General features: G+C 69.2%; 21 protein-coding genes and 1 pseudogene. 15 read left to right on the top strand and 7 right to left on the bottom strand.

Going from position 1 to position 21,066, the window contains the following annotated elements:
• Positions 1 to 93: 93 nt before the first annotated feature.
• Positions 94 to 1,002 (top strand): CsgG/HfaB family protein, encoded by a 909-nt coding sequence (locus ACSFA5_RS20315; RefSeq protein WP_435445832.1) that lies wholly within the window; start codon positions 94 to 96, stop codon positions 1,000 to 1,002.
• Positions 1,003 to 1,103: 101 nt separating this feature from the next.
• Here ACSFA5_RS20315 and ACSFA5_RS20320 read toward each other — a convergent pair whose 3' ends face one another.
• Complete coding sequence (locus ACSFA5_RS20320) at positions 1,104 to 2,528, bottom strand: FAD-binding oxidoreductase (RefSeq protein ID WP_435445833.1); 1,425 nt, start codon at positions 2,526 to 2,528, stop codon at positions 1,104 to 1,106.
• Between the two features lie 91 nt (positions 2,529 to 2,619).
• Here ACSFA5_RS20320 and ACSFA5_RS20325 point away from each other — a divergent pair, with 91 nt between their 5' ends.
• The 4 genes and pseudogenes from ACSFA5_RS20325 to ACSFA5_RS20340 form a co-directional block, all read left to right on the top strand.
• Positions 2,620 to 3,120, top strand: a complete 501-nt coding sequence (locus tag ACSFA5_RS20325) for a DinB family protein (protein ID WP_435445834.1) — start codon at positions 2,620 to 2,622, stop codon at positions 3,118 to 3,120.
• 19 nt (positions 3,121 to 3,139) lie between these two features.
• On the top strand, positions 3,140 to 3,730 hold the full coding sequence (locus ACSFA5_RS20330) for a cob(I)yrinic acid a,c-diamide adenosyltransferase (protein WP_435445835.1): 591 nt from the start codon (positions 3,140 to 3,142) through the stop codon (positions 3,728 to 3,730).
• Positions 3,727 to 4,086: a hypothetical protein gene (locus ACSFA5_RS20335; protein WP_435445836.1), complete on the top strand. Its 360-nt coding sequence runs from the start codon at positions 3,727 to 3,729 to the stop codon at positions 4,084 to 4,086. Before ACSFA5_RS20330 ends, ACSFA5_RS20335 begins: the two co-directional genes overlap by 4 nt.
• Before the next feature lie 306 nt (positions 4,087 to 4,392).
• Positions 4,393 to 4,569 (top strand): annotated as a pseudogene (locus tag ACSFA5_RS20340) (adenylate cyclase); the annotation flags it as partial.
• Positions 4,570 to 4,675: 106 nt separating this feature from the next.
• Here ACSFA5_RS20340 and ACSFA5_RS20345 read toward each other — a convergent pair.
• Positions 4,676 to 5,314, bottom strand: a complete 639-nt coding sequence (locus ACSFA5_RS20345; protein WP_435445837.1) for a GDSL-type esterase/lipase family protein — start codon at positions 5,312 to 5,314, stop codon at positions 4,676 to 4,678.
• Between the two features lie 154 nt (positions 5,315 to 5,468).
• Here ACSFA5_RS20345 and ACSFA5_RS20350 point away from each other — a divergent pair, with 154 nt between their 5' ends.
• The 7 genes from ACSFA5_RS20350 to ACSFA5_RS20380 all read left to right on the top strand — a co-directional run bounded on the left by ACSFA5_RS20350 (position 5,469) and on the right by ACSFA5_RS20380 (position 12,470).
• Positions 5,469 to 6,674 carry an ABC transporter substrate-binding protein gene (locus tag ACSFA5_RS20350; protein WP_435445838.1) on the top strand — a complete coding sequence of 402 codons (1,206 nt, stop codon included), beginning with the start codon at positions 5,469 to 5,471 and terminating at the stop codon, positions 6,672 to 6,674.
• 154 nt (positions 6,675 to 6,828) lie between these two features.
• Positions 6,829 to 8,658, top strand: coding sequence for an ABC transporter permease (locus tag ACSFA5_RS20355; RefSeq protein WP_435445839.1), 1,830 nt, complete (start codon positions 6,829 to 6,831; stop codon positions 8,656 to 8,658).
• A gap of 12 nt (positions 8,659 to 8,670) precedes the next feature.
• On the top strand, positions 8,671 to 9,240 hold the full coding sequence (locus tag ACSFA5_RS20360; RefSeq protein WP_435445840.1) for an OsmC family protein: 570 nt from the start codon (positions 8,671 to 8,673) through the stop codon (positions 9,238 to 9,240).
• Positions 9,224 to 10,090: an ABC transporter ATP-binding protein gene (locus ACSFA5_RS20365; RefSeq protein WP_435445841.1), complete on the top strand. Its 867-nt coding sequence runs from the start codon at positions 9,224 to 9,226 to the stop codon at positions 10,088 to 10,090. Before ACSFA5_RS20360 ends, ACSFA5_RS20365 begins: the two co-directional genes overlap by 17 nt.
• The gene (locus ACSFA5_RS20370) at positions 10,087 to 10,932 is read left to right on the top strand and encodes an ABC transporter ATP-binding protein (protein WP_435445842.1); all 846 of its coding nucleotides are present in this window, start codon (positions 10,087 to 10,089) and stop codon (positions 10,930 to 10,932) included. Before ACSFA5_RS20365 ends, ACSFA5_RS20370 begins: the two co-directional genes overlap by 4 nt.
• A 39-nt stretch (positions 10,933 to 10,971) precedes the next feature.
• On the top strand, positions 10,972 to 11,862 hold the full coding sequence (locus tag ACSFA5_RS20375) for a VOC family protein (RefSeq protein WP_435445843.1): 891 nt from the start codon (positions 10,972 to 10,974) through the stop codon (positions 11,860 to 11,862).
• Between the two features lie 155 nt (positions 11,863 to 12,017).
• Positions 12,018 to 12,470, top strand: a complete 453-nt coding sequence (locus ACSFA5_RS20380) for an RcnB family protein (protein WP_435445844.1) — start codon at positions 12,018 to 12,020, stop codon at positions 12,468 to 12,470.
• Between the two features lie 68 nt (positions 12,471 to 12,538).
• On the opposite strand, the gene ACSFA5_RS20385 is transcribed toward ACSFA5_RS20380, so the two are convergent.
• Positions 12,539 to 12,802, bottom strand: a complete 264-nt coding sequence (locus ACSFA5_RS20385; protein ID WP_435445845.1) for a hypothetical protein — start codon at positions 12,800 to 12,802, stop codon at positions 12,539 to 12,541.
• 138 nt (positions 12,803 to 12,940) lie between these two features.
• Positions 12,941 to 13,885 carry a CysB family HTH-type transcriptional regulator gene (locus ACSFA5_RS20390; protein WP_435445846.1) on the bottom strand — a complete coding sequence of 315 codons (945 nt, stop codon included), beginning with the start codon at positions 13,883 to 13,885 and terminating at the stop codon, positions 12,941 to 12,943.
• 248 nt (positions 13,886 to 14,133) lie between these two features.
• Here ACSFA5_RS20390 and ACSFA5_RS20395 point away from each other — a divergent pair, with 248 nt between their 5' ends.
• Positions 14,134 to 17,073 carry an SEL1-like repeat protein gene (locus ACSFA5_RS20395; RefSeq protein WP_435445847.1) on the top strand — a complete coding sequence of 980 codons (2,940 nt, stop codon included), beginning with the start codon at positions 14,134 to 14,136 and terminating at the stop codon, positions 17,071 to 17,073.
• On the opposite strand, the gene ACSFA5_RS20400 is transcribed toward ACSFA5_RS20395, so the two are convergent.
• Positions 17,048 to 17,983 carry a fatty acid desaturase gene (locus ACSFA5_RS20400; RefSeq protein WP_435445848.1) on the bottom strand — a complete coding sequence of 312 codons (936 nt, stop codon included), beginning with the start codon at positions 17,981 to 17,983 and terminating at the stop codon, positions 17,048 to 17,050. The two genes, ACSFA5_RS20395 and ACSFA5_RS20400, sit on opposite strands and share 26 nt — an antisense overlap.
• A gap of 134 nt (positions 17,984 to 18,117) precedes the next feature.
• Between ACSFA5_RS20400 and ACSFA5_RS20405 the strand changes: the two genes are divergently transcribed.
• On the top strand, positions 18,118 to 18,258 hold the full coding sequence (locus ACSFA5_RS20405) for a hypothetical protein (RefSeq protein WP_435445849.1): 141 nt from the start codon (positions 18,118 to 18,120) through the stop codon (positions 18,256 to 18,258).
• A complete protein-coding gene (locus ACSFA5_RS20410) occupies positions 18,255 to 19,928 on the top strand; it encodes a rhodanese-like domain-containing protein (RefSeq protein ID WP_435445850.1) in 1,674 nt (557 codons plus the stop codon). Before ACSFA5_RS20405 ends, ACSFA5_RS20410 begins: the two co-directional genes overlap by 4 nt.
• Here the strand turns inward: ACSFA5_RS20410 and minE are convergent.
• The gene (minE, locus tag ACSFA5_RS20415) at positions 19,906 to 20,199 is read right to left on the bottom strand and encodes a cell division topological specificity factor MinE (protein WP_435445851.1); all 294 of its coding nucleotides are present in this window, start codon (positions 20,197 to 20,199) and stop codon (positions 19,906 to 19,908) included. The genes ACSFA5_RS20410 and minE overlap by 23 nt on opposite strands.
• A 3-nt stretch (positions 20,200 to 20,202) precedes the next feature.
• Positions 20,203 to 21,018 carry a septum site-determining protein MinD gene (gene minD, locus ACSFA5_RS20420; protein WP_435445852.1) on the bottom strand — a complete coding sequence of 272 codons (816 nt, stop codon included), beginning with the start codon at positions 21,016 to 21,018 and terminating at the stop codon, positions 20,203 to 20,205.
• Between the last annotated feature and the right edge of the window lie 48 nt (positions 21,019 to 21,066).

Consider the following 21,066-nt stretch of genomic DNA (forward strand, 5'->3'; position numbering starts at 1 on the left):
GCGTTCGTTTGGTTGATCAGTGCAATCCTTTGCGCGTATCCTTCGCGACAGAATTTGTTAAACAAAGTCTCTGAACACAGAGGGAGTCCACCCATGCAGCTCACCAGGTTCCCGCTTGCGGCCATTGCCGCGGGCGCCTTCTTTCTCACCGGCTGTGCGGCCACCGACATGCAGATGGGCAGCCCGTCGGCCAAGACCGTGGCCACCGGCAGCGCGGCCGGCGGTGCCACCTCCGGTGAAAGCAGCCAGCTCGAGCGCTGCGAATCGCCGCTCGGCACGGTCTCGCTGATCGAGAACCAGAGCGCGGGTTGGTACACGGTGCTCACCGGTGAGTACAAGCTGCCTCCCACCGCCAACCTGCTGCGTCTGCTGGTGCAACAGTCGAACTGCTTCGTCGTCGTGGAACGCGGCGCGGCCGGCATGAACGCCATGACGCGCGAGCGCGCGCTGCAGCAGTCGGGCGAAATGCGCGGCGGCAGCAACTTCGGTCGCGGCCAGATGGTGGCGTCCGACTACGGCCTGTCGCCTGAAATCGTCTTCAGCAACAGCGATGCCGGCGGCATCGGCGGTGCGCTCGGCGGCCTGGTGGGCGGCGGTCGCGGCCGCGCCCTTGCAGCCATCGGCGGCAACATGCAGACCAAGGAAGCCAGCGCGCTGCTGACCCTCATCGACAACCGATCGAGCGTGCAGGTGGCGGCCGCCGAAGGCAGCGCCTCCAAGACCGACTTCGGTGCCTTCGGTGCGCTGGCCGGCCGCGGCGGCGGCGCCGGCGTGGGCGGCTACACCAACACGGCGCAGGGCAAGGTGATTGCCGCCGCGTTCATGGACGCCTTCAACCAGATGGTGCGTTCGCTGCGCAACTACAAGGCACAGACCGTGCGCGGCCAGGGCCTCGGCGGCGGCGGTCGCCTGGGCGTGGACGGCGGCGCGGCACCGTCGCAAACCTACGTGCCTGCCGAGAAGGCACCGCCGGCACGCCGGCGCAGCAACAGCAACCAATAAAAGAAGCAACCAGCAAGCACGGCAACTGCAAAGCAGAAAGCCCGGTGGCTCTCGCGAGCCACCGGGCTTTTTTTATTGTTGCGGCGGCTGAACGGGCCAGCTCAGAGCGCGAAGATCTTGCCCGGGTTCATGATGTTCTTCGGGTCGAGCGCGCGCTTGATGGTGCGCATCATCTCGATGGCGCCGGCACCCGCTTCGGTCACCAGGAAGTCCATCTTGTGCAGGCCCACGCCGTGCTCGCCGGTGCAGGTGCCTTCGAGCGCCAGCGCACGGCTCACCAGCGCATGGTTGAGTTCTTCGGCCTTCACGCGCTCTTCGGGAATGTTCGGGTCGAGCAGGTAGCCGAAGTGGAAGTTGCCGTCGCCCACGTGGCCGACCAGAAAGTAGGGGATGCCGCTGGCATCGGCCTCGGCCACCGAGTCGAGCAGGCAGTCGGCCAGTCGCGAGATGGGCACGCAGGTGTCGGTAGAAATTACGCGGCAGCCCGGGCGCGACTGCACGGCCGCGAAGTAGCTGTTGTGCCGCGCGGTCCACAGGCGCGTGCGTTCTTCCGGCGTGCTGGCCCATTCGAAGGCATTGCCGCCGTGGCCGCTGGCGAGCTCCTGCACCGTCTCGGCCTGCTCCTTCACACCGGCGGGCGAGCCGTGGAACTCCATCAGCAGCATCGGCTCTTCGCGCAGGTTCAGCTTGGCGTAGGCGTTGACCATGCGCACGGTGTTCACGTCGATGAGTTCCACCCGCGCGATCGGCACGCCCAGCTGAATGGTCTCGATGGTGGTGCGCACCGCCGCCTCGATGCTCGGGAACGAACAGATGGCCGCCGACACCGCCTCGGGCAGCGGATAGATGCGCAGCGTGACCTCGGTCACCACGCCCAGCGTGCCTTCGCTGCCCACCATGAGGCGCGTGAGGTCGTAGCCGGCCGAAGACTTCTTCGCGCGCGTGCCGGTGCGAATGACTTCGCCGCTGGCGGTGACCACCTGGAGCGCCAGCACGTTCTCGCGCATGGTGCCGTAGCGCACTGCGTTCGTGCCGCTGGCGCGCGTGGCCGTCATGCCGCCGATGGAGGCGTCCGCGCCCGGGTCGATGGGGAAGAACAGGCCCGTGCTCTTGATCTCTTCGTTGAGCTGCTTGCGCGTGACGCCGGGCTGCACCGTCACCGTGAGGTCGTCGGCGTTGATCGACAGCACCTTGTTCATGCGCGACACATCGACGCTGATGCCGCCTTGCACCGCCAGCAGGTGGCCTTCGAGCGAGGAGCCCACGCCGAAGGGAATGACCGGCACGCTGTGTTCGCTGGCGAGCTTCACGGCATCGGCCACGTCCTGCGTGCTTTCGGCGAACACCACGGCCGAGGGCGGCGGTGCGTCGAACGACGACTCGTCGCGCCCGTGCTGCGTGCGCACTGCCATGGCCGTGGAACAGTTGGCGCCGAAGCGCGCCTTCAGCCCGTCGATGAGTGCGGCAGGCACGTCGCGCAGATGAAGCGCCGGCATCAGGTGCGAGGTTTGGGTCGGGGCGTTCATCGGGCGTCTCCTGCAGGGTGAGAGGGATCGGGGATCGAGGGGGGAGGGGGCATTTTACGGAGCGCGCACCATAATGCGCTTCGGAAAAAACATGAACCCTACGACCCTCAGCGCTCTCGCGGCCTTCCCGTCGCAACTGGAGGCCCACTACGCGGCCATTCCCCCGGCTTACAGGCACTGGACGCCGCCTTCGTGGGAGGGCGTGCCCAGCGAGGCCTTCACCGCCATCGAGCAGCTCTGCCACGTGCGCGACATCGAGATCGAGGGCTACCACGTGCGCTTTCGCCGCACGCTGGCCGAAGCCCATCCGACGCTGGCCTCCATCGACAGCGAGCCGCTGGCCGTGGAGCGCGATTACGGCGCGGCCGATGCAGCCCGGGTGCTGGCCGACTTCCGCATGGCGCGCGTCCAGACGATGGAAATGGTCTCCAGCCTGAGCGACGCCCAACTGCAGCGCACGGCCGTGTTCGAGGGCTACGGCCCGCTCACGCTGCGCAGCCTCATTCACTACCTTTGCAGCCACGACCAGCAGCATCTTGCAGGCCTGCAGTGGCTGGCCGGCAAGATCGACGCTTCCACCGTCGGCACCTGACCTCTAACAAGGAGCCTCCATGGGCAACCGACTTTCACAGATCGCCACCCGCACCGGCGACGACGGCACCACCGGCCTGGGCGACAACACGCGCGTACCCAAGGACCATCTGCGTGTGCACGCGATGGGCGACGTGGACGAGCTCAACTCCACTATCGGCGTGTTGCTGTGCGAGCCCCTGCCAGAGCCCGTGCGCGAGTTGCTGGTCGACGTGCAGCACCAGCTCTTCAACCTGGGTGGCGAGCTGTCGATGCCGGGTTTCACGTTGCTCAAGGCCGATGCGCTGCTGCAGCTGGACAACGCGCTGGCCGAGCACAACGCCGCCTTGCCGCGCCTGGCCGAATTCATATTGCCGGCGGGCACGCGCGCCGCGTCGCTCGCGCACGTGTGCCGCACGGTGGCGCGCCGGGCCGAGCGCGCGGTGGTGGCGCTGGGGGCGAACGAGCAGCTCAACGATGCGCTGCGGCAGTACCTCAACCGGCTCAGCGACCTGTTGTTCGTGCTGGCGCGCGTGCTCAACCGCATGGACGGCAGCGACGACGTTTACTGGAAGAGCGAGCGCATGGCGCGCGCGGCCGAGTCGCAAGCAAACACCGAGGAGGCTCCATGAAATTCCCGAACACCTTTCACGCGTCGCTGACCGCAACGCTGGTTGCAGCGCTGTGGTTGCCCGTCGCCGCGCAGGCGCAAAGCGCCGACAACCCACCCCATGCCCAGCGTGCCCACACCCTCAAGTCGCCCTCGCGCAGCGGCAAGGTCGTGGGCAGCGTGCAGCGCGGCACCAACGCCGCGGGGCGTGGCGTCGACCGTGCGGACGCCGCCACGCGACGCGGTGTGAACAACGTGTCGGAGAAGGCGAGCCGGCCGGTGCGCAACGTGGGGGAGGCCTTCGGTCGCAAGCTGTCGCCGGGGTCCAGCGGGCGTGCGCGTCCACCGGCTGTGGGGCCTCAAGGCAACGCGCCTTGATTGATTGCCGGGGACAGTTCAGGGCGGTCTCACGCCGACGCGGTACCCCTTTTCTCGAATGTCCCCCGGCCTGCGGCCTCCTCCTTTATTTCGCGAAAAGGGGCACCGCATCGGCGTGAGCCTTCAGCGCGGTCGTTGATCGGCCACGACCCGACAGCGTGCCCAGGTGAACAGGGCGTCGGGTGCTTCCCGCAGCGAAATAAAGGAGGAGGGGCGCAGCCCCGGGGGACATTCGCGGAGGGAAGTACCCGGCGGCCTGTGCACGCGCCCTGAATAAATGCGCCAACGAACCCAACGCAGAGACACATGGCAAGAAACGTCGAGATCAAAGCCCGCATCGACAGCATGGATCGCATCGCCAACATCGCTGCAACGCTCGCCGACAAGGGCCCTGTAGAGATCGCGCAAGACGACACCTTCTTCCGCTGCAACGACAGTGCCGACCGCCTCAAGCTGCGCACCTTCGCACCAGACCGCGCCGAGCCGAAGGAATCGCCCACGCGCTCATGGCGCGGCTGGGCATTGGCGTTGAACAGCTGGTGCAGGACGCCTGCGTCGACCTGCCGAACACCCGATCAGCAGCGGCCGACTAACGCCAGCCGGCGGCCTTCAGCTGGTCGGCCAGCAACTGCGCGACCTTTTCATAGCCTCGTGCATTGGCATGGATGCGGTCGGAGCGCAGCGACGCGTCCGACAGCACGCTCGAATACACATCGGGCACCAGCAGCGCCTGCTGCGACCTGGCCACCTCTTCGTAGAACGGCGCATCGCTGAGCGAGCCCACCGCCGCGCGCATCGCATCGGGCGCGGGCGTGGCCAGCACGGCGACGTAGGGCGTGTGCGCACGCGCCTGGGTGATCAGCGCCGCGAGGTTGTCGCGCGTGGCGGTGGCCGACACGCCGCGCAGCATGTCGTTGCCGCCGATGCCGATCAGGACGGCGTCGTAGGCGCCCGCGCTCAACAGCCCCGGCAACCGCTGCAGCGCGCCTTCGGAGGTGTCGCCGTTCACGCCCTCGTTGTCGACCTGCCAACCCGTCAACTCGCCCAGCTTCACGGGCCACGCCGCGTCGGGCGGCGCGCCGTAGCCGTGCGTCAGGCTGTCGCCGATGGCCAGCACGCGGGCGTCCGGCTTCAACGCGGCCGCCGCTGCCTTGCGCTTGCCGCAGGCTGAAAGAAGGGCCAGGGCAGGCACGCCGGCCAGCAGAGTGAGGAGGTGACGGCGCTTCATGTGGCGCGCAGCATAAACGCGCCACAGGGCCTGCCCGCGCTTGCCCCTTTGCGCGGAAAGCGCATAAGCCTCCCCGTTTTTGTTCGTTCCCCGGTGGGGGGCGCAGGCGAAGAATCGCGGCCCTGCACGTTCATTCATCACGGGGTTCGACACCATGCCCACACCCAAGACACCTGCGACGCCTTTCACTCGCCACCGCTTCCTGCGCCACGCGGTCGCGCTTTCCACCGCCTTGCTGGTGGCACCTCTCTCGGCCTGGGCCGCGCCCGCCACCGGCGAGCCGGTGTGGTTCGGCGTGAGCGGGCCGCTCACCGGACAGAACGCGCAATACGGCGCGCAGTGGAAGGCGGGCTTCGACCTGGCGCTGGACCACGTCAACGCGCAGGGCGGCATCCTGGGCCGTCCGCTGGCCTACAACTTCGAGGACAGCCAGAGCGATCCGCGCCAGTCGGTGGCCATTGCACAGAAGCTGGTGAACGACAAGCGCGTGCTCATCGAGCTGGGCGACTTCTCCAGCCCGGCGTCGATGGCGGCCTCGCCCATCTACCAGCGCGCGGGCCTGGTGCAGCTGGGCTTCACCAACTCGCACCCCGACTTCACCAAGGCCGGCGACTACATCTGGAGCCCCTCCGTCAGCCAGGCCGACGCGCAGCCGCTGCTGGCCGAACTCGCGGTGAAGACGCTGGGCTTCAAGCGCATCGCCGTGCTGTACCTCAACACCGACTGGGGCCGCACCAGCAAGGACGTGCTGGTGAAGGCCGCGCAGGAGCGCGGCGCGCAGCTCGCCATTGCCGAGGGCTACCAGCCCGACGAGAAGGACTTCCGCTCGACGCTGGTGCGCGTGCGCGACGCCAACCCCGACGGGCTGGTGCTCATCTCCTACTACCCCGACGGCGCGCTCATCGCGGGCCAGGTGCGCAGCGTGGGCCTGAAGCAGCCGATCGCGGCGGTGGGCTCGGTGTATTCGCCGAAGTTCATCGAGCTCGGCGGCGCGGCGGTGAACGGCATCCACACCAACACGTCCTTCTATCCCGAAGAGCCGCGCGCCGAGGTGCAGGAGTTCGTGAAGAACTTTCGCGCCAAGTACAACAAGGAGCCCGATGCGTTCAACGCCTATGCGTACGACGCGGTGGTGTATGCCGCGGCGGCGCTGCGCCAGGCCGGCCCGCAGGCCGACCGCAAGGCGGTGCGCGACGCGTTCTACAAGATCAAGGACGTGCCGAGCGTGATCTTCGGCAAGGCCAACTTCGACGCGCAGACGCGCCGCGTGATCGGGGTGAAGAGCGTGAACCTGGTGGTGAAGGACGGCAAGTGGGCGCAGCTGGAAGAGAAGGCGGCCGTGGCCTCGACGGCGAAATGACCGGTCTTTCGCGTTGTCCCCTCTCCCGCTTGCGGGAGAGGGCTAGGGTGAGGGCAGCGGCCTTCGATAGGCGGCAGGTCCTTGCATCCGCCGCCGCACCCTCACCCCAACCCTCTCCCGCAAGCGGGAGAGGGAGCAAGGCAGGCACCGCCGCATGAGCTTCACCTCCTTCTTCGACTACACCGTCAACGGCCTGATCATCGGCAACATCTACGCGTTGCTGGCGGTGGGCCTCGCGTTGATCTTCGGTGTGTCGCACCTCATCAACTTCGCGCACGGCTCGGTGTACACGGTGGGTGCGTACATCGGCTGGGCCAGCATCACCTACCTGCACACGCCGCTGCCCGTCACCATCCTGCTGGTGGTGCTGGGCTCCGGCGCGCTGGGCATGCTCATCGAGCGCGTGGGCCTGCGACCCTTGCAGGGCGCGGCACGCATCGCACCGCTGCTGGCCACCATCGGCATCAGCTTCGTGCTCGACATCCTGGTGCAGTTGGTGTTCAGCCCCGACCCGCGCTCGCTGCCCACGCAACTGCCCGACTGGCGCCTGCAGATCGGCACCGGCACCATCGGCGCACTCGACCTGCTGATCGCGGGCATCGGCATCACGAGCGCGGCCGTGCTGTTCGGCTTCCTGCGCTTCACCAGGCTGGGCTGGGCCGTGCGTGCCACCGCGCAGGACCGCGATGCGGCGCAGCAGATGGGCGTGGACGTCGACCGCGTGAACCAGGCCGTGTTCGCCATCGCCGCCGCGCTGGGCGGGCTCTCGGGCCTGCTGGTGGGCATGTACTACAACAACATCAGCCCGGCGATGAGCTTCCAGGCCACGCTCAAGGGCGTGGTGGCCACGGTGGTCGGCGGCGTGGGCAACGTGCCCGGGGCCATCGTCGGCAGCCTGCTGCTGGGGCTGATCGAAAGCTACGGCGTGGCGATTCTCGGCACGCCGTACCGCAACCTGTTCGCCTTCGCGCTGCTGCTGGTCATTCTGGTGTGGAAGCCCAACGGGCTGTTCGGCCGCAAGCGCGCGCTGCCGCCCGAGCCGCTCACGGGCACCTTCATCGCGCCCAGCAAGCCGTGGCACGTACCGCCGCGCGTGTTGCTCGCACTCTTCGCTGCGGCGGTGGCCTTGCCGCTGTTCGACCCGTCGCCCTACCTGCTGCAGACGCTCACCAACGCATGGCTCTACGGTGCGCTCGCGTTGAGCCTCACGCTGGTGGCCGGCACCATCGGGCAGATCTCGCTGGGCCACGCCGGGCTGCTGGCCATCGGCGCGTATGCCTCGTCGCTGCTGGTGCTCGACCTGCACCTGCCGGTGGGCACGGGCATCCTGCTCGGGGGCATCCTCACGTCGCTGATCGGCACTGCGCTGATTTTTCCGGCGTTCCGGCTGCGCGGGCACTACGTGTCGATCGCCACGCTGGGCATCGGCGAGATCGTGGCGCTCACCATCCTCAACTGGGAAAGCCTCACGCACGGGCCCATCGGCGTGTCGGGCATTCCGCCGCTGTCGCTGTTCGGGCGCGACGCCTCGTCGAACGAGGCCATCTACTGGGCCTCGTTCGGTGCGATGGTGCTGCTGGCCCTGCTGCAGTGGCGCCTCTTGCGCTCGCACCTGGGCCGCACCTTCCGCGCGGTGCGCGAAGACGAGGTGGCCGCGCGCGCCTACGGCGTGAGCCCCGACCGCTACAAGGCGCTGGCCTTCGGCTTCGGCGGCTTCGCGGCCGGCGTGAGCGGCGCCTTCACCGCGCACATGTACTCCTACATCAACCACGAGACCTTCGGCTCGCAGATCTCGATCCTCGCGCTGACGATGGTGATCCTGGGCGGCCTGGGGAACATCAGCGGCGCGCTGCTGGGCGCGGTCGCGCTCGTGAGCCTGCCCGAGCTGTTCCGCGTGACCGCCGAGTACCGCATGCTGATCTACGGCGTGGCGCTGCTTCTGTTGATCCGCTTCCGCCCGCAAGGTCTGCTGGGCACTGTCTGAAAGAACCACACCATGAGCCACCTGAACGACTACCTCGCCGAGAAACGCGCCGCCGTGCTGGCACGCAATGCCGCCGTCGAAGCGGGCACCGCCAAGCCGGCGCAACTCAAGGCCACCGTGAAGGCCGAAGGCCGCAGCGGCGTGCGCCGCCTGCGCATTCGCGAGCACCAGGTCATCAGCGACAGCCCGCCCGATTTCGCGGGCTACAACCTCGGCCCCAGTTCGCCCGAGCTGCAGCTGGGTGTGCTGGGCACCTGCGTCACGCACATCTTCCTGATCCATGCGGCCGAGCGCCAGGTGCCGCTCGAAAGCCTGGAGGTGGAAGTGACCGGCGTCATCGATCCGCGCGGCGGCAAGCCGGGCCACGAGCACACGCCCATCTGGCCGCACGAGATCGGCTACACGGTGCACATCGATTCGCCCGCGAGCCGCGCGGACATCGACGCGCTGTTCGAGGCGGTGGAGCGCAACTGCCCCATCCTGAACCTGCTGCGCAACCCGCAGACCATTCGCGCCGAGGTGAAGCTCGTGAACTCGAAGGCCCATGTGCCGGAGACGCCCGCCGATGCCCTCGCTGCTTGAAATCAAAGGCCTGGTGCGCCGCTTCGGCGGGCTCACGGCCGTCAACGCGGTCGACCTGCACGTGGACGAGGGCGAACTGCTCAGCGTGATCGGCCCGAACGGCGCAGGCAAGACCACGCTGTTCAACCTGGTCACCGGGCTGGACAAGCCCGACGAAGGGCAGGTGCTGTTCGACGGGCAGGACATCACCGGCCTGCCGGCGCAGCAGCTCGCGCAGCGCGGCCTGGCGCGCACCTTCCAGCATGGGCGCGTGTTTGCGAACCTCTCGGTGCTCGACAACGTGCTGGTAGGCGCGCACACGCGGCTGCGCGCCGTGAAGCCGCGCGTGGGCGGCATTCCGGGCCTGGGCGCATTGGCCGAACTCGCGCTGGCGTTGCTGCAGCCCGGTGCCGTGCGCCGCGAGGAACAGGCGCTGCGCGAAGACGCGCACGCCATCATCGCGCTGTTCGGCGAACGCCTGGCGCCGCGCGCAGGCCACCCGGCCTACAGCCTCTCGTACGCCAACCGGCGCCGCGTGGAGATCGCGCGGGCATTGGCGCTCAAGCCCCGCCTGCTGCTGCTCGACGAGCCCACCGCGGGCATGAACGAGAGCGAGACGGCCGAGATGCTGGAGATCGTTCGCGGCCTGAAGGCGCGCGGCCAGACCATCCTGCTGATCGAGCACAAGCTCGACCTGGTGATGCAGCTGTCCGACCGCGTGGCCGTGCTCGACGACGGCCGCAAGATCGCCGAAGGCCTGCCCGACGAAGTGCGCAACGACCCGGCGGTGATCGAGGCGTACCTGGGCCACCGCCATGTGGGCCAGGCACGCAGAGAGACGCACACGCAGGCGCAGGCGGTGCCCGCATGATCGCCACCGTCGCCCGCACCGGCCTTCCTGCTCCCTCTCCCCTGCGGGGCGAGGGTTGGGGTGAGGGTCTGCCCGAACGCACGGCGCCGGCTTCCGGCGCATCCGCGCAACCCCTGCTCCAGCTCAAGAAGATCAACAGCTTCTACGGCCCCGTGCAGGCCCACTTCGACCTCGACATCGAGGTGCGCAAGGGCCAGATCGTGAGCCTGCTGGGCGGCAACGCCAGCGGCAAGTCGACCACCATGAAGATCGTGCTCGGGCTGCTCAAGCCGCGCTCGGGCGAAGTGAACTTCGACGGCGCCTCGACACTGGGCCTGAGCACGCCGCAGATCATCCGCAAGGGCATCGGCTCGGTGCCCGAGGCGCGCCGCCTGTTCCCGGCGATGACCGTGCGCGAGAACCTGCTGATGGGCGCCTATGCGCGCCGAGACCGCAAGGCCGTGGCCGAAGACCTCGAACGCATGCTCGAGCTCTTTCCGCGCGTGGCCGAGCGCATCGAGTTCCAGGCCGGCACGCTGTCGGGCGGCGAGCAGCAGATGGTGGCCATGGCGCGTGCGCTCATGGGGCGCCCGCAGCTCATCTGCATGGACGAGCCGACCATGGGCCTGTCGCCGCTGTACGTCGACAAGGTGCTGGAGCTCATCGCGCGCATCAACGCGCAGGGCGTGTCGGTGTTCATGGTCGAGCAGAACGCCAGCCTGGCGCTGCAGATCGCGCACCACGGCTATGTGCTGCAGACCGGGCGCATCGTGCTGTCGGGCCCGGCGCGCGAGCTGCTGGCCGACGCGCGCATCCGCGATGCGTACCTGGGCGGCGGCGACGCCGCGCGCACCGCTTCCTGATCCCGCTTCCTGATTCAGACGACCCACAGAGAAACACACATGTCCTTGAAACTCGACCACATCGTCATCGCGGTCCACGACCTGGAACGCAGCATTGCCGACTACGGCGCGCTCGGCTTCCACGTGGTGCGCGGCGGCGACCATCCGGGCCGCGCCACGCACAACGCGCTGGTGGTGTTCGGCGACGGCAGCTACTTCGAGCTGATCGCGTGGCGCGAACCGTCGCCCGCCGAACGCTGGTGGCAGCTGCTGCAGCGCCACGGCGAAGGCATCGTCGACTTCGCGCTGCTGCCGCGCAGCACCGCCGCCACCGTGGCCGACGCGAAGGCGCGCGGCCTGCTGCTGGAAGGCCCGCTCGACGGCGGCCGCGTGCGCCCCGACGGCGAACGCCTGCGCTGGCAAACGGCGCGCTCGCCCTCGGCCGACCTGCCCTTCCTGTGCGGGGACCTCACGCCGCGCGCCCTGCGCGTGCCCGAAGGCGAGGTGCGCGTGCATGCCAACGGCGCGCTCGGCGTGGCGAGCCTGGCCATCGCCGTGCGCGACCTCGACGCGACGCTCTCGCGCTACCGCGCCTTGCTCGGCACCGAACACGACGACGCGGACACGCACATCGGGGAGCCCGTGGCGGTGCCCGGCAGCAACGTGCGCGTGGCGGTCGTCGCGTTGGGTGGCAGCGTGCTCGTGCTGTCGTCGCCGCGCGAGAACGCAGCGAATGCGGGGGAGGGCGGCGACACGCTCGCGCAACGCATCGCCGCGCGTGGCGAGGGGCCGTACGCGCTGGTGCTGCACACCGACAAGCCGCAGTCGACCGGCACCTTCGACCTGGCACGCGCGCATGGCGCGTTGATCGAACTCGACCTGCCGCCGGTGGGGCGCGAAACAAAACGCGGCCATCGCACAGACCCGGCCGACAGCGTGGTGGGCGGATGAGTCGACACTGCGTGGCATCCAGAGCTCATGAAGGACAAGGCCCCGTGCGGATACCAGCGCTTACCTGATTTCACCTGACCGCGACCTGAAGTGGCCGAAGCGGACACACGCGGGGCAGACAATGGACCTGTCACCAACGCATGAAGGAGTTCCAGATGATCCGCAATTCAAAGAGCATGGCCGTTGCCGCCGCGGCGCTTGCAATGTGCATGGCCGCGGGGAGCGCCTTTGCGCAAGACCGCCGCTTCGACGGCCGCCCGGGTCCCGGCGGCGATGGCCGTGACGGCCGCTTCGAACAGCGTGGCCCCAATGGCGATCGCGGCGACCGTGGCGATTACCGTGGCGGCCCTCCGGGCTACCGCGGCAACCAGGACTTCCGCGACGGCCGCCAGTTTGATCGCCGTGGCTTCCCGCAGCCGCACGCCGAATGGCGCCGTGGTGGTCGCGTGCCCAGCGAGTACCGTGGCCGCAACTACGTGGTGCAGGACTGGCGCTCTTACCGCCTTCAGCAGCCGCCCCGTGGCTATCAGTGGGTGGGCGTGGGCGGCGACTTCGTCCTCGCGGCCATTGCCACCGGCGTGATCGCGAACATCATCGCAGGCCAGTAAACAGACGCTGTCCCGGCCGTCGCACGCGACAGACCAACGCCGCAGGCCGAAAGGCTTGCGGCGTTTTTTCAGACCAGTGCGGTGGGTGCGGACTGGGCGCAGACGTTGCGCCCGGTGATGGTCAGGCGCAAGCCGCCGCCGTGCCATTCGAGCCAGCTGAGGGCCACGTACGCGTCGATGTCGGCGTCGTCGATGCGGTCGGCCTGTCGGCTCTGCAGCAGCTCCACCGTGGCGGGCAAGGCCCGTCTCAACCGCTCGCGGCGCTCTGCTGCATCGGCCGCCTTGAGGGCGGCCCTTGTTTGCTGTTGCTGCTGCTGCGGGGTCGATGCCATTGCTGATCCGTTTCCAGGAAGCCAGGGAATTAACCCGAATGTACGCCCCCTGTGTGAAGCCGCATTCTTCTTTTTTAACCTTTCTGTCGTCCGCAGTACACACCCGGCCCTTGACCGCGATGTGCCGCCGGCCACGTTCTAGATCTCGTAATGCGAGGCCTTGGCCTCGTCGCCCAGCGCCTTCTCCACGACCGCCCGCGTCAGCGTCGGCGCGAACGACTCGATGAAGGCGTAGACGTACTTGCGCAGGTAGGTGCCCCGGCGCACCGCGAGCTTGGTGAGGTTGATGCCGAACAGGCGCCCCGCGTCGAGCGCGCGCAGCTGCGTGTCGCGCTCGGCCTCGTAGGCCACGCCGGCGACGATGCCCACGCCCAGGCCCAGTTGCACGTAGGTCTTGATCACGTCGGCGTCCATGGCGGCCAGCACGATGTTGGGCTGCAGCCCGCGCTGTTCGAAGGCCTCGTCGATGCGGGAGCGCCCGGTGAAGCCGGTGTCGTAGGTGATGAGCGGATAGCGCGTGAGCGCGTCGAGCGTGAGCGGCGCGTCCAGCAGCGGATGGTCCGGCGGCACGATCACCGAATGTGTCCAGCGGTAGCAGGGCAGGGCGACCAGCTGCGGGTAGTCGCCCAGCGCCTCGGTGGCGATGCCCACGTCGGCCTCGCCGTCGAGCAGCATCTGCGCGATCTGTTTGGGCGAGCCCTGGTGCAGGTGCAGTTTCACGTTCGGGAACTGGGTGCGGAATTCCTGCACCGCCACCGGCATGGCGTAGCGCGCCTGCGAGTGCGTGGCCGCCACCGAGAGCAGGCCGCTTTGCTGTGCCACGAACTCCTGGCCCGCGTGCTTGAGGTTGCTGCTCTCCATGAGCATGCGTTCGATGATCGGCAGCACGTGGCCGCCGGGCTCGGTGAGCCCGGTGAGCCGCTTGCCGGCGCGCACGAAGAGCTCGATGCCGAGCTCTTCCTCGAGCTCGCGGATCTGCCGGCTCACGCCGGGCTGGGAGGTGTGGAGGGTGTGGGCGACTTCGGTCAGGTTGAAGCCGCAACGAACGGCCTCGCGTACCGAGCGCAGTTGTTGAAAGTTCATCTGCCGCGGAGGAGTCAAGAGAGTCGGGGCCCCGGTTGGGGCCGAGGGGCGATTCTCGGCAGAAGTGCTTATTCGGGGAACGATGCGTTTGTTGGTTCCACATGAGTAAAACATCTTTAAGGCTTTTGCCGCCGCGTCGAGGAGGGTGCTGGCGGGTGAGCGCGCGGGCGGCTCGCGGCGTCGTGCCGCGCCCCTAAACTGCCTGCCGACCCTGGCCTTCGCCAGGGACGCACACGCACCGACCGCACATGGGTAATCGCTCCTGGCTCTATCTCGAACACCGCACCGCTGCCGATGACGAAGAGGCTGGCTCCACCGAATTCGGCGCGGCCAACAACAACTTTCCCGTGCTCTGGCAAATCTTGCTGGCCGACGGCGCGGCGGGCGCGGCCATCGACCACCAGCGCGTCTTCGGCGACGCCGGCACCCCCAGCCTCGCCAGCGACGCGCATGCTGCGCTGGGCCGCGTCCGGCGCATGCAGGACTTTGTCGGGCAGCATCCGATGCTGCACACGCTGCCGCAGATTGCGCTGCAGTTCGAGGCACTGGCGCTGCACCTGGCCGCGCTGATCGACGAGGCACCCGAAGGCACCCGGGCGCGCTTGTCCGCCGACCTGGACGAGCTGTCGTGGATGGACGGCGATGCGCAGCAGGACGGCTTCATCGAGCGCAGCCGCGGCGAATGCAACGCGCGGTGGGCCCGCGTGCAGCATTGCATCGACGCCGGCAACCACCCGGGCTTCGACGCCGAACTCGGCATCAAGCGCTTCGCGGACTGGGAGGGCTGGGCCTGGCAGTTCGGCCTGGGCGGTGTTTCGCATCCGTACTTCAACGGCTTCGAGCCGCCGCGCGACGAGCGCTTCGAAGACTTCACGGCAAATGAAGGCGACGGGAACGGCGACGAGCAAGACGGGGAAGACCGCGACTGGGACAACCACCTGGTCGGCCCGCTCTGGCGCTTCGAGGCCGACGGCCTGTGGGGTGTGCGCTTCTCGCAAGACGGCGACCGGCGCACCGTGGCCGAGCCCGCGTGGGACGACATCCGCGCCAGCGGCGCGAGCGATGCGCGCCTGCTGTGGGTGTCGCGCGGCGAGCACACCGGCCTGCTGCTGGCGGACCCCGATGCACCGCGCGTGCTGCTCGCACCTCAGCTCGACGAGGCCTGGGACTTCGAGGACGACATCGCCACCGTGCTGGTGGGCGACCACATCGGCCTGCTGCGCACGGACGGCAGCTGGCTCATGGCGCCTTCGGTCGACGAGATCTGGAGCTTTGCCGGCGGCATGGCGCGCGCCCGCGTGGGCGAGCGCCACGGCTATGTCGATGCGCAGGGCCGGTGGGCCGTGGCGCCGCGGTTCGACGAGGCCGAAGACTTCGCGCCCTGCGGCCTCGCACCCGCGCACACCGACGCCGGCTGGGGCCTGGTGCGCACCGACTGCGCATGGGCCGTGCCGCCGGGTTTCGACACCCTCGAGTGGCACCACGACTGGGACGCCTTCGAAGCCGTGCGCGACGGCATGACCGGGCTCGTCGACACGCAGGGCCGCGTAGCGGTCGAGCCGGTGTATGAGGTGCTGGAGCTGCTCGAGGAATATCCCGTCGAGATGCTGGAGGCCGCCGACGCGGCGCCGGGCCATGCCGCGCCCGTGGCCCGGCCGAAGCGCTTCGCCGTGCAGCGCGAAGCGGGCCGGTGCGGGCTGATCGACGCGCATGGCCAGGTGCTGGTGCCCTTCGACTACGGCCTGTTCGAAACGCTGGAGCCGCCGACCGGCGAGGAGCGCGACCATGCGATGGTGCGGCGCGACCTGGTGCGCGTGGCGTCCAAGGGCGGGCGCACCGCGAAGAACGCGCCGTGGCTGCGCGGCATCTACGACATCGGCGCCGGCCGCGAGCTGGTGCCCTGCAGGCACCGCACGGTGCAGCCGCTCACGTGGGGCACGCAGGACATCGGCTGGCTGGTGGCCGACCCGCTGCCGCGGGCTGAAAAGACCGACAGGACGGCCAAGGGTCAACTGGCCGTGGGCGTGCTGCGCGCCGACGGGTCCACGCTGCACCCGCAGGCCTACCCCTGGATCGCGTCGCCGGTCTCCGTCAGCGAGGGCTGGTACGCCGTGCTGGTTCGCTCCGAACTGCGCAAGCGCTGGAGCGCGGGCGAGCCGGTGAAGGCCGCGCGCAACGACCGCGACGTGTACGTCTGGCTGCACGCCGACGGCCGCGAGCAGGCGCACACCGCGCACATGGCCGAGCGCCATGCGGCGGGCGACCTGCGCTCGGCCTATGAGCTGGCCTGCCATCTGCGCGACGGCGAGGGCGTGCCGGCCGACGCAGCACAGGCCCTGCAATGGATGGCGCGTGCCGCCGGCGTGCGCGCGCCGGGCGATGCGCCGGCCAGTGCGTCACCGGGCGGCTTGCCCGAAGCCATGCGCGAGCTCGCGCTGATGCTGCGCAGCAACGCCGAGGGCACAGGCGCCGACCCGGCCGGCTCGCGCGCATGGCTCGTCCACGCCGTTGCGCACGGCGGCGCCGACGACGCGCAAACCCGGGCCCAGCTGGGCTACATGCTCTTCGAAGGCGTGGGCGGCGAACGCGACCCCGAGGCCGGCGTGCGGCACTACGAAGCGGCCGCCGAACGCGACAGCCCCATGGCGCTGTTCAACCTGGGCCTGGCGTTGCGAGACGGCGAGCAGGTGGCGCCCGACCTGGCGCGCGCCGCAGGCTACTTTCGCCGCAGCGACGAGGCCGGCGACGACGACGGCACGCTGCAGCTCGGCGTCACGCTGCGCCGCCTGGCCGTGGAAGCGGGCGAGACCGCTGGCGACGAGGCTGCCGATGCGGCGCAGGCCAAGCGGTTCTACGCCGAGGCGGCCTACGCGTTCCAGAAGCTGGCGGAAAACAACGACAGCCGCCTGCAGGGCTGGGGTTGCCACGGGCTGGGCATGCTGCGCTTCCACGGGCATGGCGCGCAGCCTGATGTCGCCGAGGCCTTCGAGGCCGAACGCTGGCTGCTGGCCGGCGCCGCGCTCGGCGACTGCGAGCAGAACCGGGAAAGCCAGCGCGCCTGTGTCGAAGACCTGGCGCAGGTGCTCTACGGCGACCGCGCGAGCCCGCTGTTCGACGCGCACAAGGCAGCCGAATGGGCCCAGCGCCTGCAGGCGCTGCCGGCTACCACGTCGGATGAACCGGGGTGAACACCGGCCTGAACAGGTGCCGCCACACGATCTGCCCGTACCCCCGGTAGTAGAAATGGCCGTTCGCTTCCAGCACCGCCGCGCGGTGGCGGCGGAAGTACACCGGAATCTCGTACCAGGGCATGGTCGGCGCGCGGTGGTGCACGTGGTGCAGGTTGTTGAACAGGTACAGCAGCCCGAACACCAGGTTCGACTCGACGATGGCCACGCGCTCGTGCGGCGTGTCGGCCCAGCGGTGTTCGGTGAAGGTGCGCAGCGAGCCGAGCATCATTCCCGGGTACACGAAGTACAGCAGGTACTCGCCCAGGCCGATGCCGCACACGGCCGTCACGAAGTACAGCACCGGCGCCACGCTCAGCGCATGCCAGCCCCAGGTCGGCAGGCGCGAGAAGTCGCCCGAGAGCACCTGGCCGCCCTCGAAGCGCACCAGCTTCCACAGCTTCAGGAACGGCCCCAGCACCACGCGGAAGGCGATGGTCTGGTTGGCCATGTAGATCCACCGCCACACCGGCCCGTAGCCGGCCCAGGCGGGCGCGGAGTGGTAGGCGCTTTCGTTGTCGCGCTCCGGGTGCGTCAGGTGGAAGTTGACGTGGTGCGAGCTGTGGCCGCGGTTGTAGAACGGGTACGGCAGCCACAGGTTGAGCGGCGGCCACACCACCGCGTGGCGCAGCCACTTCGGCAGGTGCCGCATCGCATGGATGCTCTCGTGCTGCAGCGAGAAATGCAGCTGCGCCAGAAAGCCGCCGAGCACGAACAACGCCCAGCCCGGCAGCGCCGCGTGCCACCACAGCAACGCGGCCCATGCGGCGTAGAGCGCGCCGGCCAGCAGCAGCGTGGGCACTTCGTAGTGCCACCACCAGTGGCGGCGCACGGACGGCTTTTCTGTGAGCGGCGTGGCAGTCGATGTCATGGTGAAGGACTGCATGCTAGGTAGCAAGCGACCGCTTGCATGCGCGCATTTCGCATAAGCATGGACGTGAAACTTCGTTCGCCGCGGCGCGGGGTGCGGCCTACGCTCGCCGGCTCCGCTGTGTTCCCTCGCCCATGAAAAACTTCCTTCTCCGCCTGGCCCTGGCGCTGCTCGCCGCACTGGCCACCGATGCGCAGATTCACGCCGCCACCGTGGGCGGCGATACGGTGCAAAGGGACAGCGACAGAGACGCGCACCCGAGAATGCGCGCATGAGTTCGCCGACGCCGACGCCCACGCCCAGCGCCGTCGCGCCCGCCGAGCTGTGGGCCCTGCTGCTGGCCGAGCCGGCGGCGGAACTCGCCTTGCTCGACGTGCGCGAAACGCGCTGGTTCGTGCAGCGCCACCTCAACCTTGCGCGCAACGCGCCCTTCAGCGGGCTCGAGCTGCAGGTCGGCGCGCTGGTGCCGCGCCGTTCCACGCCCGTGGTGCTGCACGACGACCACGGCGCGCCCGACGGCGTGGCGCAGGAAGCCGCAGTGGTGCTCGCGCGCCTGGGCTACACCGACGTGCGCACGCTCGCGGGCGGCCTGCAGCGCTGGCTGGCCGAGGGCCTGCCCGCCATCGACGGCTACGGCACGCTGGTGAAGGCCTTCGGCGACCGGGTGCGGCTGCACTTCGGCACGCCCGGCCTGCCCGTGGAGGCCCTGCGCGCGCGCCTGCGCGAAGGCCGGCCGACCACGCTGGTCGACGCGCGGCCGCGCGCGGAGTTCGAATTTCTCTCGCTGCCCGGCGCGCGCAACCACGCGGGCACCGAGCTGGCGCTGCGCCGCTTCGCGCCGGGCGGGGCCGGTCACCCGGCCGAAGACTCGCCCGACCACCTGTGGGCCATCAATTGCTTCAGCCGCACACGCGGCATCGTCGGCGCCACCACGCTGCGGCTGCTCGGCCGCGCGAGCGACGCCGTGTTCGTCGAGGACGGCGTCATGGACTGGGGCCTGCACGGCGCACCCACGGTGCAGAACGCGGCGCCCGAGGACGAACTGCCGCCCGAATCCCCGGCGCTGCTGCGCGGCATCGCCGACGACCTGCTGCGCAGCTTCGCGCTGCCCGTGGCCGATGCCGCGCAGCTGGCCCGCTGGCGCGGCGACGAAGCGCGCACCCTCTACGTCTTCGACGTGCGGCCCGAGGCCGACCCGGCCTTCGCGCACACCGGCCTGCGGCAGGTACCCGGCGGCCAGCTGCTGATGCATTTCGAGAACCTCGTGGGCACGCGCGGCGCGCGCATCGTGCTGCTCGACGACCCGGCGCACCGGTTGCGCGCGGCCGTCACGGCCTTCTGGCTCACGCAGCTCGGCCAGGCCGAGGTGTACGTGTACGACGGCGAGTGCACGCCGCAGCAGGCCCCGCTCGACCCGTCGGTGGCCATCGACGCGGCGCCGCCACCGCTGGTGCCCGAGGCCCTGGCCGCTCTGCTCGGGGACGGCGCGGCCACGGTGGTCGACGTCGGGCCCAGCCTGGACTACGAGCGCGGCCACCTGCCCGGTGCGCTCTACCTGCTGCCGGCCTCGCTGGCGCCGCTCTCCGCGCACGCCGTGGCCGGCCGCACCCTCGTCTTCACCTCGCCCGACGGCACGGCCGCCGCCCGCGTGGCGCGCGATGCGCACCGGCGCTGGCAGGGTTCAGGGGCGGTGTTCACCTGGCTGCAGGGCGGAACACAGGGCTGGAAGGCTTCGCAGAGGCCGCTGGAGGCGGCTTTCGAGCCGGCCCAGCTGCTGACCCCCTTCGACGACGACTGGGGCTCGGTGATGCGCGTGTTCGGTCCGCGCCGCGATGCGGCCTGGGCCGGCTACCTCGCGTGGGAACGCGCATTGGCCGAACGGGTCTTGAAAGACCCGTCCGTGCGCTTTCGCTTCTTTGCGCTCAGCGCGCCGCAGCGGGCGTAGCGGGCACAGGCGTGGGGTCGGGCAGCTCGATCTTGATGTCGAGCACCTCGAGGTTGTCCTGGGTCTCCAGGTGCACCTTGATGTCGCTCGGGTTGATCGACACGTACTTGGAAATCACCGCCACCAGCTCGCGCTGGAGTTCGGGCAGATAGTCGGGCCGCTTCTTGCCGCTGAGGCTGGACCGCTCGTGCGCGAGGATGATCTGCAGCCGCTCTTTCGCGACGCTCGCAGTCTTCTTCTTTTCGCCCAGCAGGAACGAGAGAAAGGACATGGCCTACTTGCCTCCGAAAATCCGCTTGAAGAAGCCCGGCTTCTCGGCGTCGACGAAGCGCATGGGTTTTTCTTCACCGAGGAATCGAGCGATCACGTCCTGGTAGGCCTGCGCCACGTCGGTGTCCTTGTCGTGGATGGCCGGCACGCCCTGGTTGGAGGCGTGCAGCACGCTCTCCGACTCGGGGATCACGCCGATCAGCTTGATGCGCAGGATGTCCTGGATGTCTTCCAGCGACAGCATCTGCCCGCCCGCCACCCGGTTCGGGTTGTAGCGGGTGATGAGCAGGTGCTCCTTGATGGGGTCGCCGCCGTCCTTGGCGCGCTTGGTCTTGCTGCTGAGCATGCCCAGGATGCGGTCCGAGTCGCGCACCGAAGACACCTCGGGGTTGGTCACCACCAGCGCCTCGTCGGCGAAGTACATCGCCATCATGGCGCCGGTCTCGATGCCCGCGGGCGAGTCGCAGATGATGTATTCGAAGTCCATCGCGGCCAGGTCGGTGAGGATCTTCTCCACGCCTTCTTGCGTCAGTGCTTCCTTGTCGCGCGTCTGCGAGGCGGCCAGCACGAACAGGTTGTCGCACTGCTTGTCCTTGATGAGCGCCTGGCTCAGGTTGGCCTCGCCCTGGATGACGTTGATCAGGTCGTACACCACGCGGCGTTCGCAGCCCATGATCAGGTCCAGGTTGCGCAGGCCCACGTCGAAGTCGATCACGGCCGTCTTCTTGCCCGCCAGCGCCAGGCCCGAGGCGAAGCTGGCGCTCGTGGTCGTCTTGCCGACGCCGCCCTTGCCCGAAGTCACCACCACAATTTTGGCCATGGCCATTCCTTCTTGTTTCGATTCAGTTGTTGGTTGTCAGGGTCGCCG

Source organism: Variovorax monticola (genome assembly GCF_051216855.1).
Lineage (GTDB): Bacteria > Pseudomonadota > Gammaproteobacteria > Burkholderiales > Burkholderiaceae_C > Variovorax.

What these genes read in the sequence shown, in the direction of transcription:
- ACSFA5_RS20360 (WP_435445840.1), top strand. Translation starts at nt 8,671, where the DNA reads ATGAGCCACCTGAACGACTACCTCGCCGAGAAACGCGCCGCCGTGCTG.
- ACSFA5_RS20370 (WP_435445842.1), top strand. Translation starts at nt 10,087, where the DNA reads ATGATCGCCACCGTCGCCCGCACCGGCCTTCCTGCTCCCTCTCCCCTG.
- ACSFA5_RS20330 (WP_435445835.1), top strand. Translation starts at nt 3,140, where the DNA reads ATGGGCAACCGACTTTCACAGATCGCCACCCGCACCGGCGACGACGGC.
- ACSFA5_RS20365 (WP_435445841.1), top strand. Translation starts at nt 9,224, where the DNA reads ATGCCCTCGCTGCTTGAAATCAAAGGCCTGGTGCGCCGCTTCGGCGGG.
- ACSFA5_RS20325 (WP_435445834.1), top strand. Translation starts at nt 2,620, where the DNA reads ATGAACCCTACGACCCTCAGCGCTCTCGCGGCCTTCCCGTCGCAACTG.
- minE (WP_435445851.1), bottom strand. Translation starts at nt 20,199, where the DNA reads ATGTCCTTTCTCTCGTTCCTGCTGGGCGAAAAGAAGAAGACTGCGAGC.
- ACSFA5_RS20400 (WP_435445848.1), bottom strand. Translation starts at nt 17,983, where the DNA reads ATGACATCGACTGCCACGCCGCTCACAGAAAAGCCGTCCGTGCGCCGC.
- ACSFA5_RS20385 (WP_435445845.1), bottom strand. Translation starts at nt 12,802, where the DNA reads ATGGCATCGACCCCGCAGCAGCAGCAACAGCAAACAAGGGCCGCCCTC.
- ACSFA5_RS20390 (WP_435445846.1), bottom strand. Translation starts at nt 13,885, where the DNA reads ATGAACTTTCAACAACTGCGCTCGGTACGCGAGGCCGTTCGTTGCGGC.
- ACSFA5_RS20350 (WP_435445838.1), top strand. Translation starts at nt 5,469, where the DNA reads ATGCCCACACCCAAGACACCTGCGACGCCTTTCACTCGCCACCGCTTC.
- ACSFA5_RS20315 (WP_435445832.1), top strand. Translation starts at nt 94, where the DNA reads ATGCAGCTCACCAGGTTCCCGCTTGCGGCCATTGCCGCGGGCGCCTTC.
- ACSFA5_RS20380 (WP_435445844.1), top strand. Translation starts at nt 12,018, where the DNA reads ATGATCCGCAATTCAAAGAGCATGGCCGTTGCCGCCGCGGCGCTTGCA.
- ACSFA5_RS20320 (WP_435445833.1), bottom strand. Translation starts at nt 2,528, where the DNA reads ATGAACGCCCCGACCCAAACCTCGCACCTGATGCCGGCGCTTCATCTG.
- ACSFA5_RS20345 (WP_435445837.1), bottom strand. Translation starts at nt 5,314, where the DNA reads ATGAAGCGCCGTCACCTCCTCACTCTGCTGGCCGGCGTGCCTGCCCTG.
- ACSFA5_RS20410 (WP_435445850.1), top strand. Translation starts at nt 18,255, where the DNA reads ATGAGTTCGCCGACGCCGACGCCCACGCCCAGCGCCGTCGCGCCCGCC.
- ACSFA5_RS20335 (WP_435445836.1), top strand. Translation starts at nt 3,727, where the DNA reads ATGAAATTCCCGAACACCTTTCACGCGTCGCTGACCGCAACGCTGGTT.
- ACSFA5_RS20405 (WP_435445849.1), top strand. Translation starts at nt 18,118, where the DNA reads ATGAAAAACTTCCTTCTCCGCCTGGCCCTGGCGCTGCTCGCCGCACTG.
- ACSFA5_RS20375 (WP_435445843.1), top strand. Translation starts at nt 10,972, where the DNA reads ATGTCCTTGAAACTCGACCACATCGTCATCGCGGTCCACGACCTGGAA.
- ACSFA5_RS20395 (WP_435445847.1), top strand. Translation starts at nt 14,134, where the DNA reads ATGGGTAATCGCTCCTGGCTCTATCTCGAACACCGCACCGCTGCCGAT.
- minD (WP_435445852.1), bottom strand. Translation starts at nt 21,018, where the DNA reads ATGGCCAAAATTGTGGTGGTGACTTCGGGCAAGGGCGGCGTCGGCAAG.
- ACSFA5_RS20355 (WP_435445839.1), top strand. Translation starts at nt 6,829, where the DNA reads ATGAGCTTCACCTCCTTCTTCGACTACACCGTCAACGGCCTGATCATC.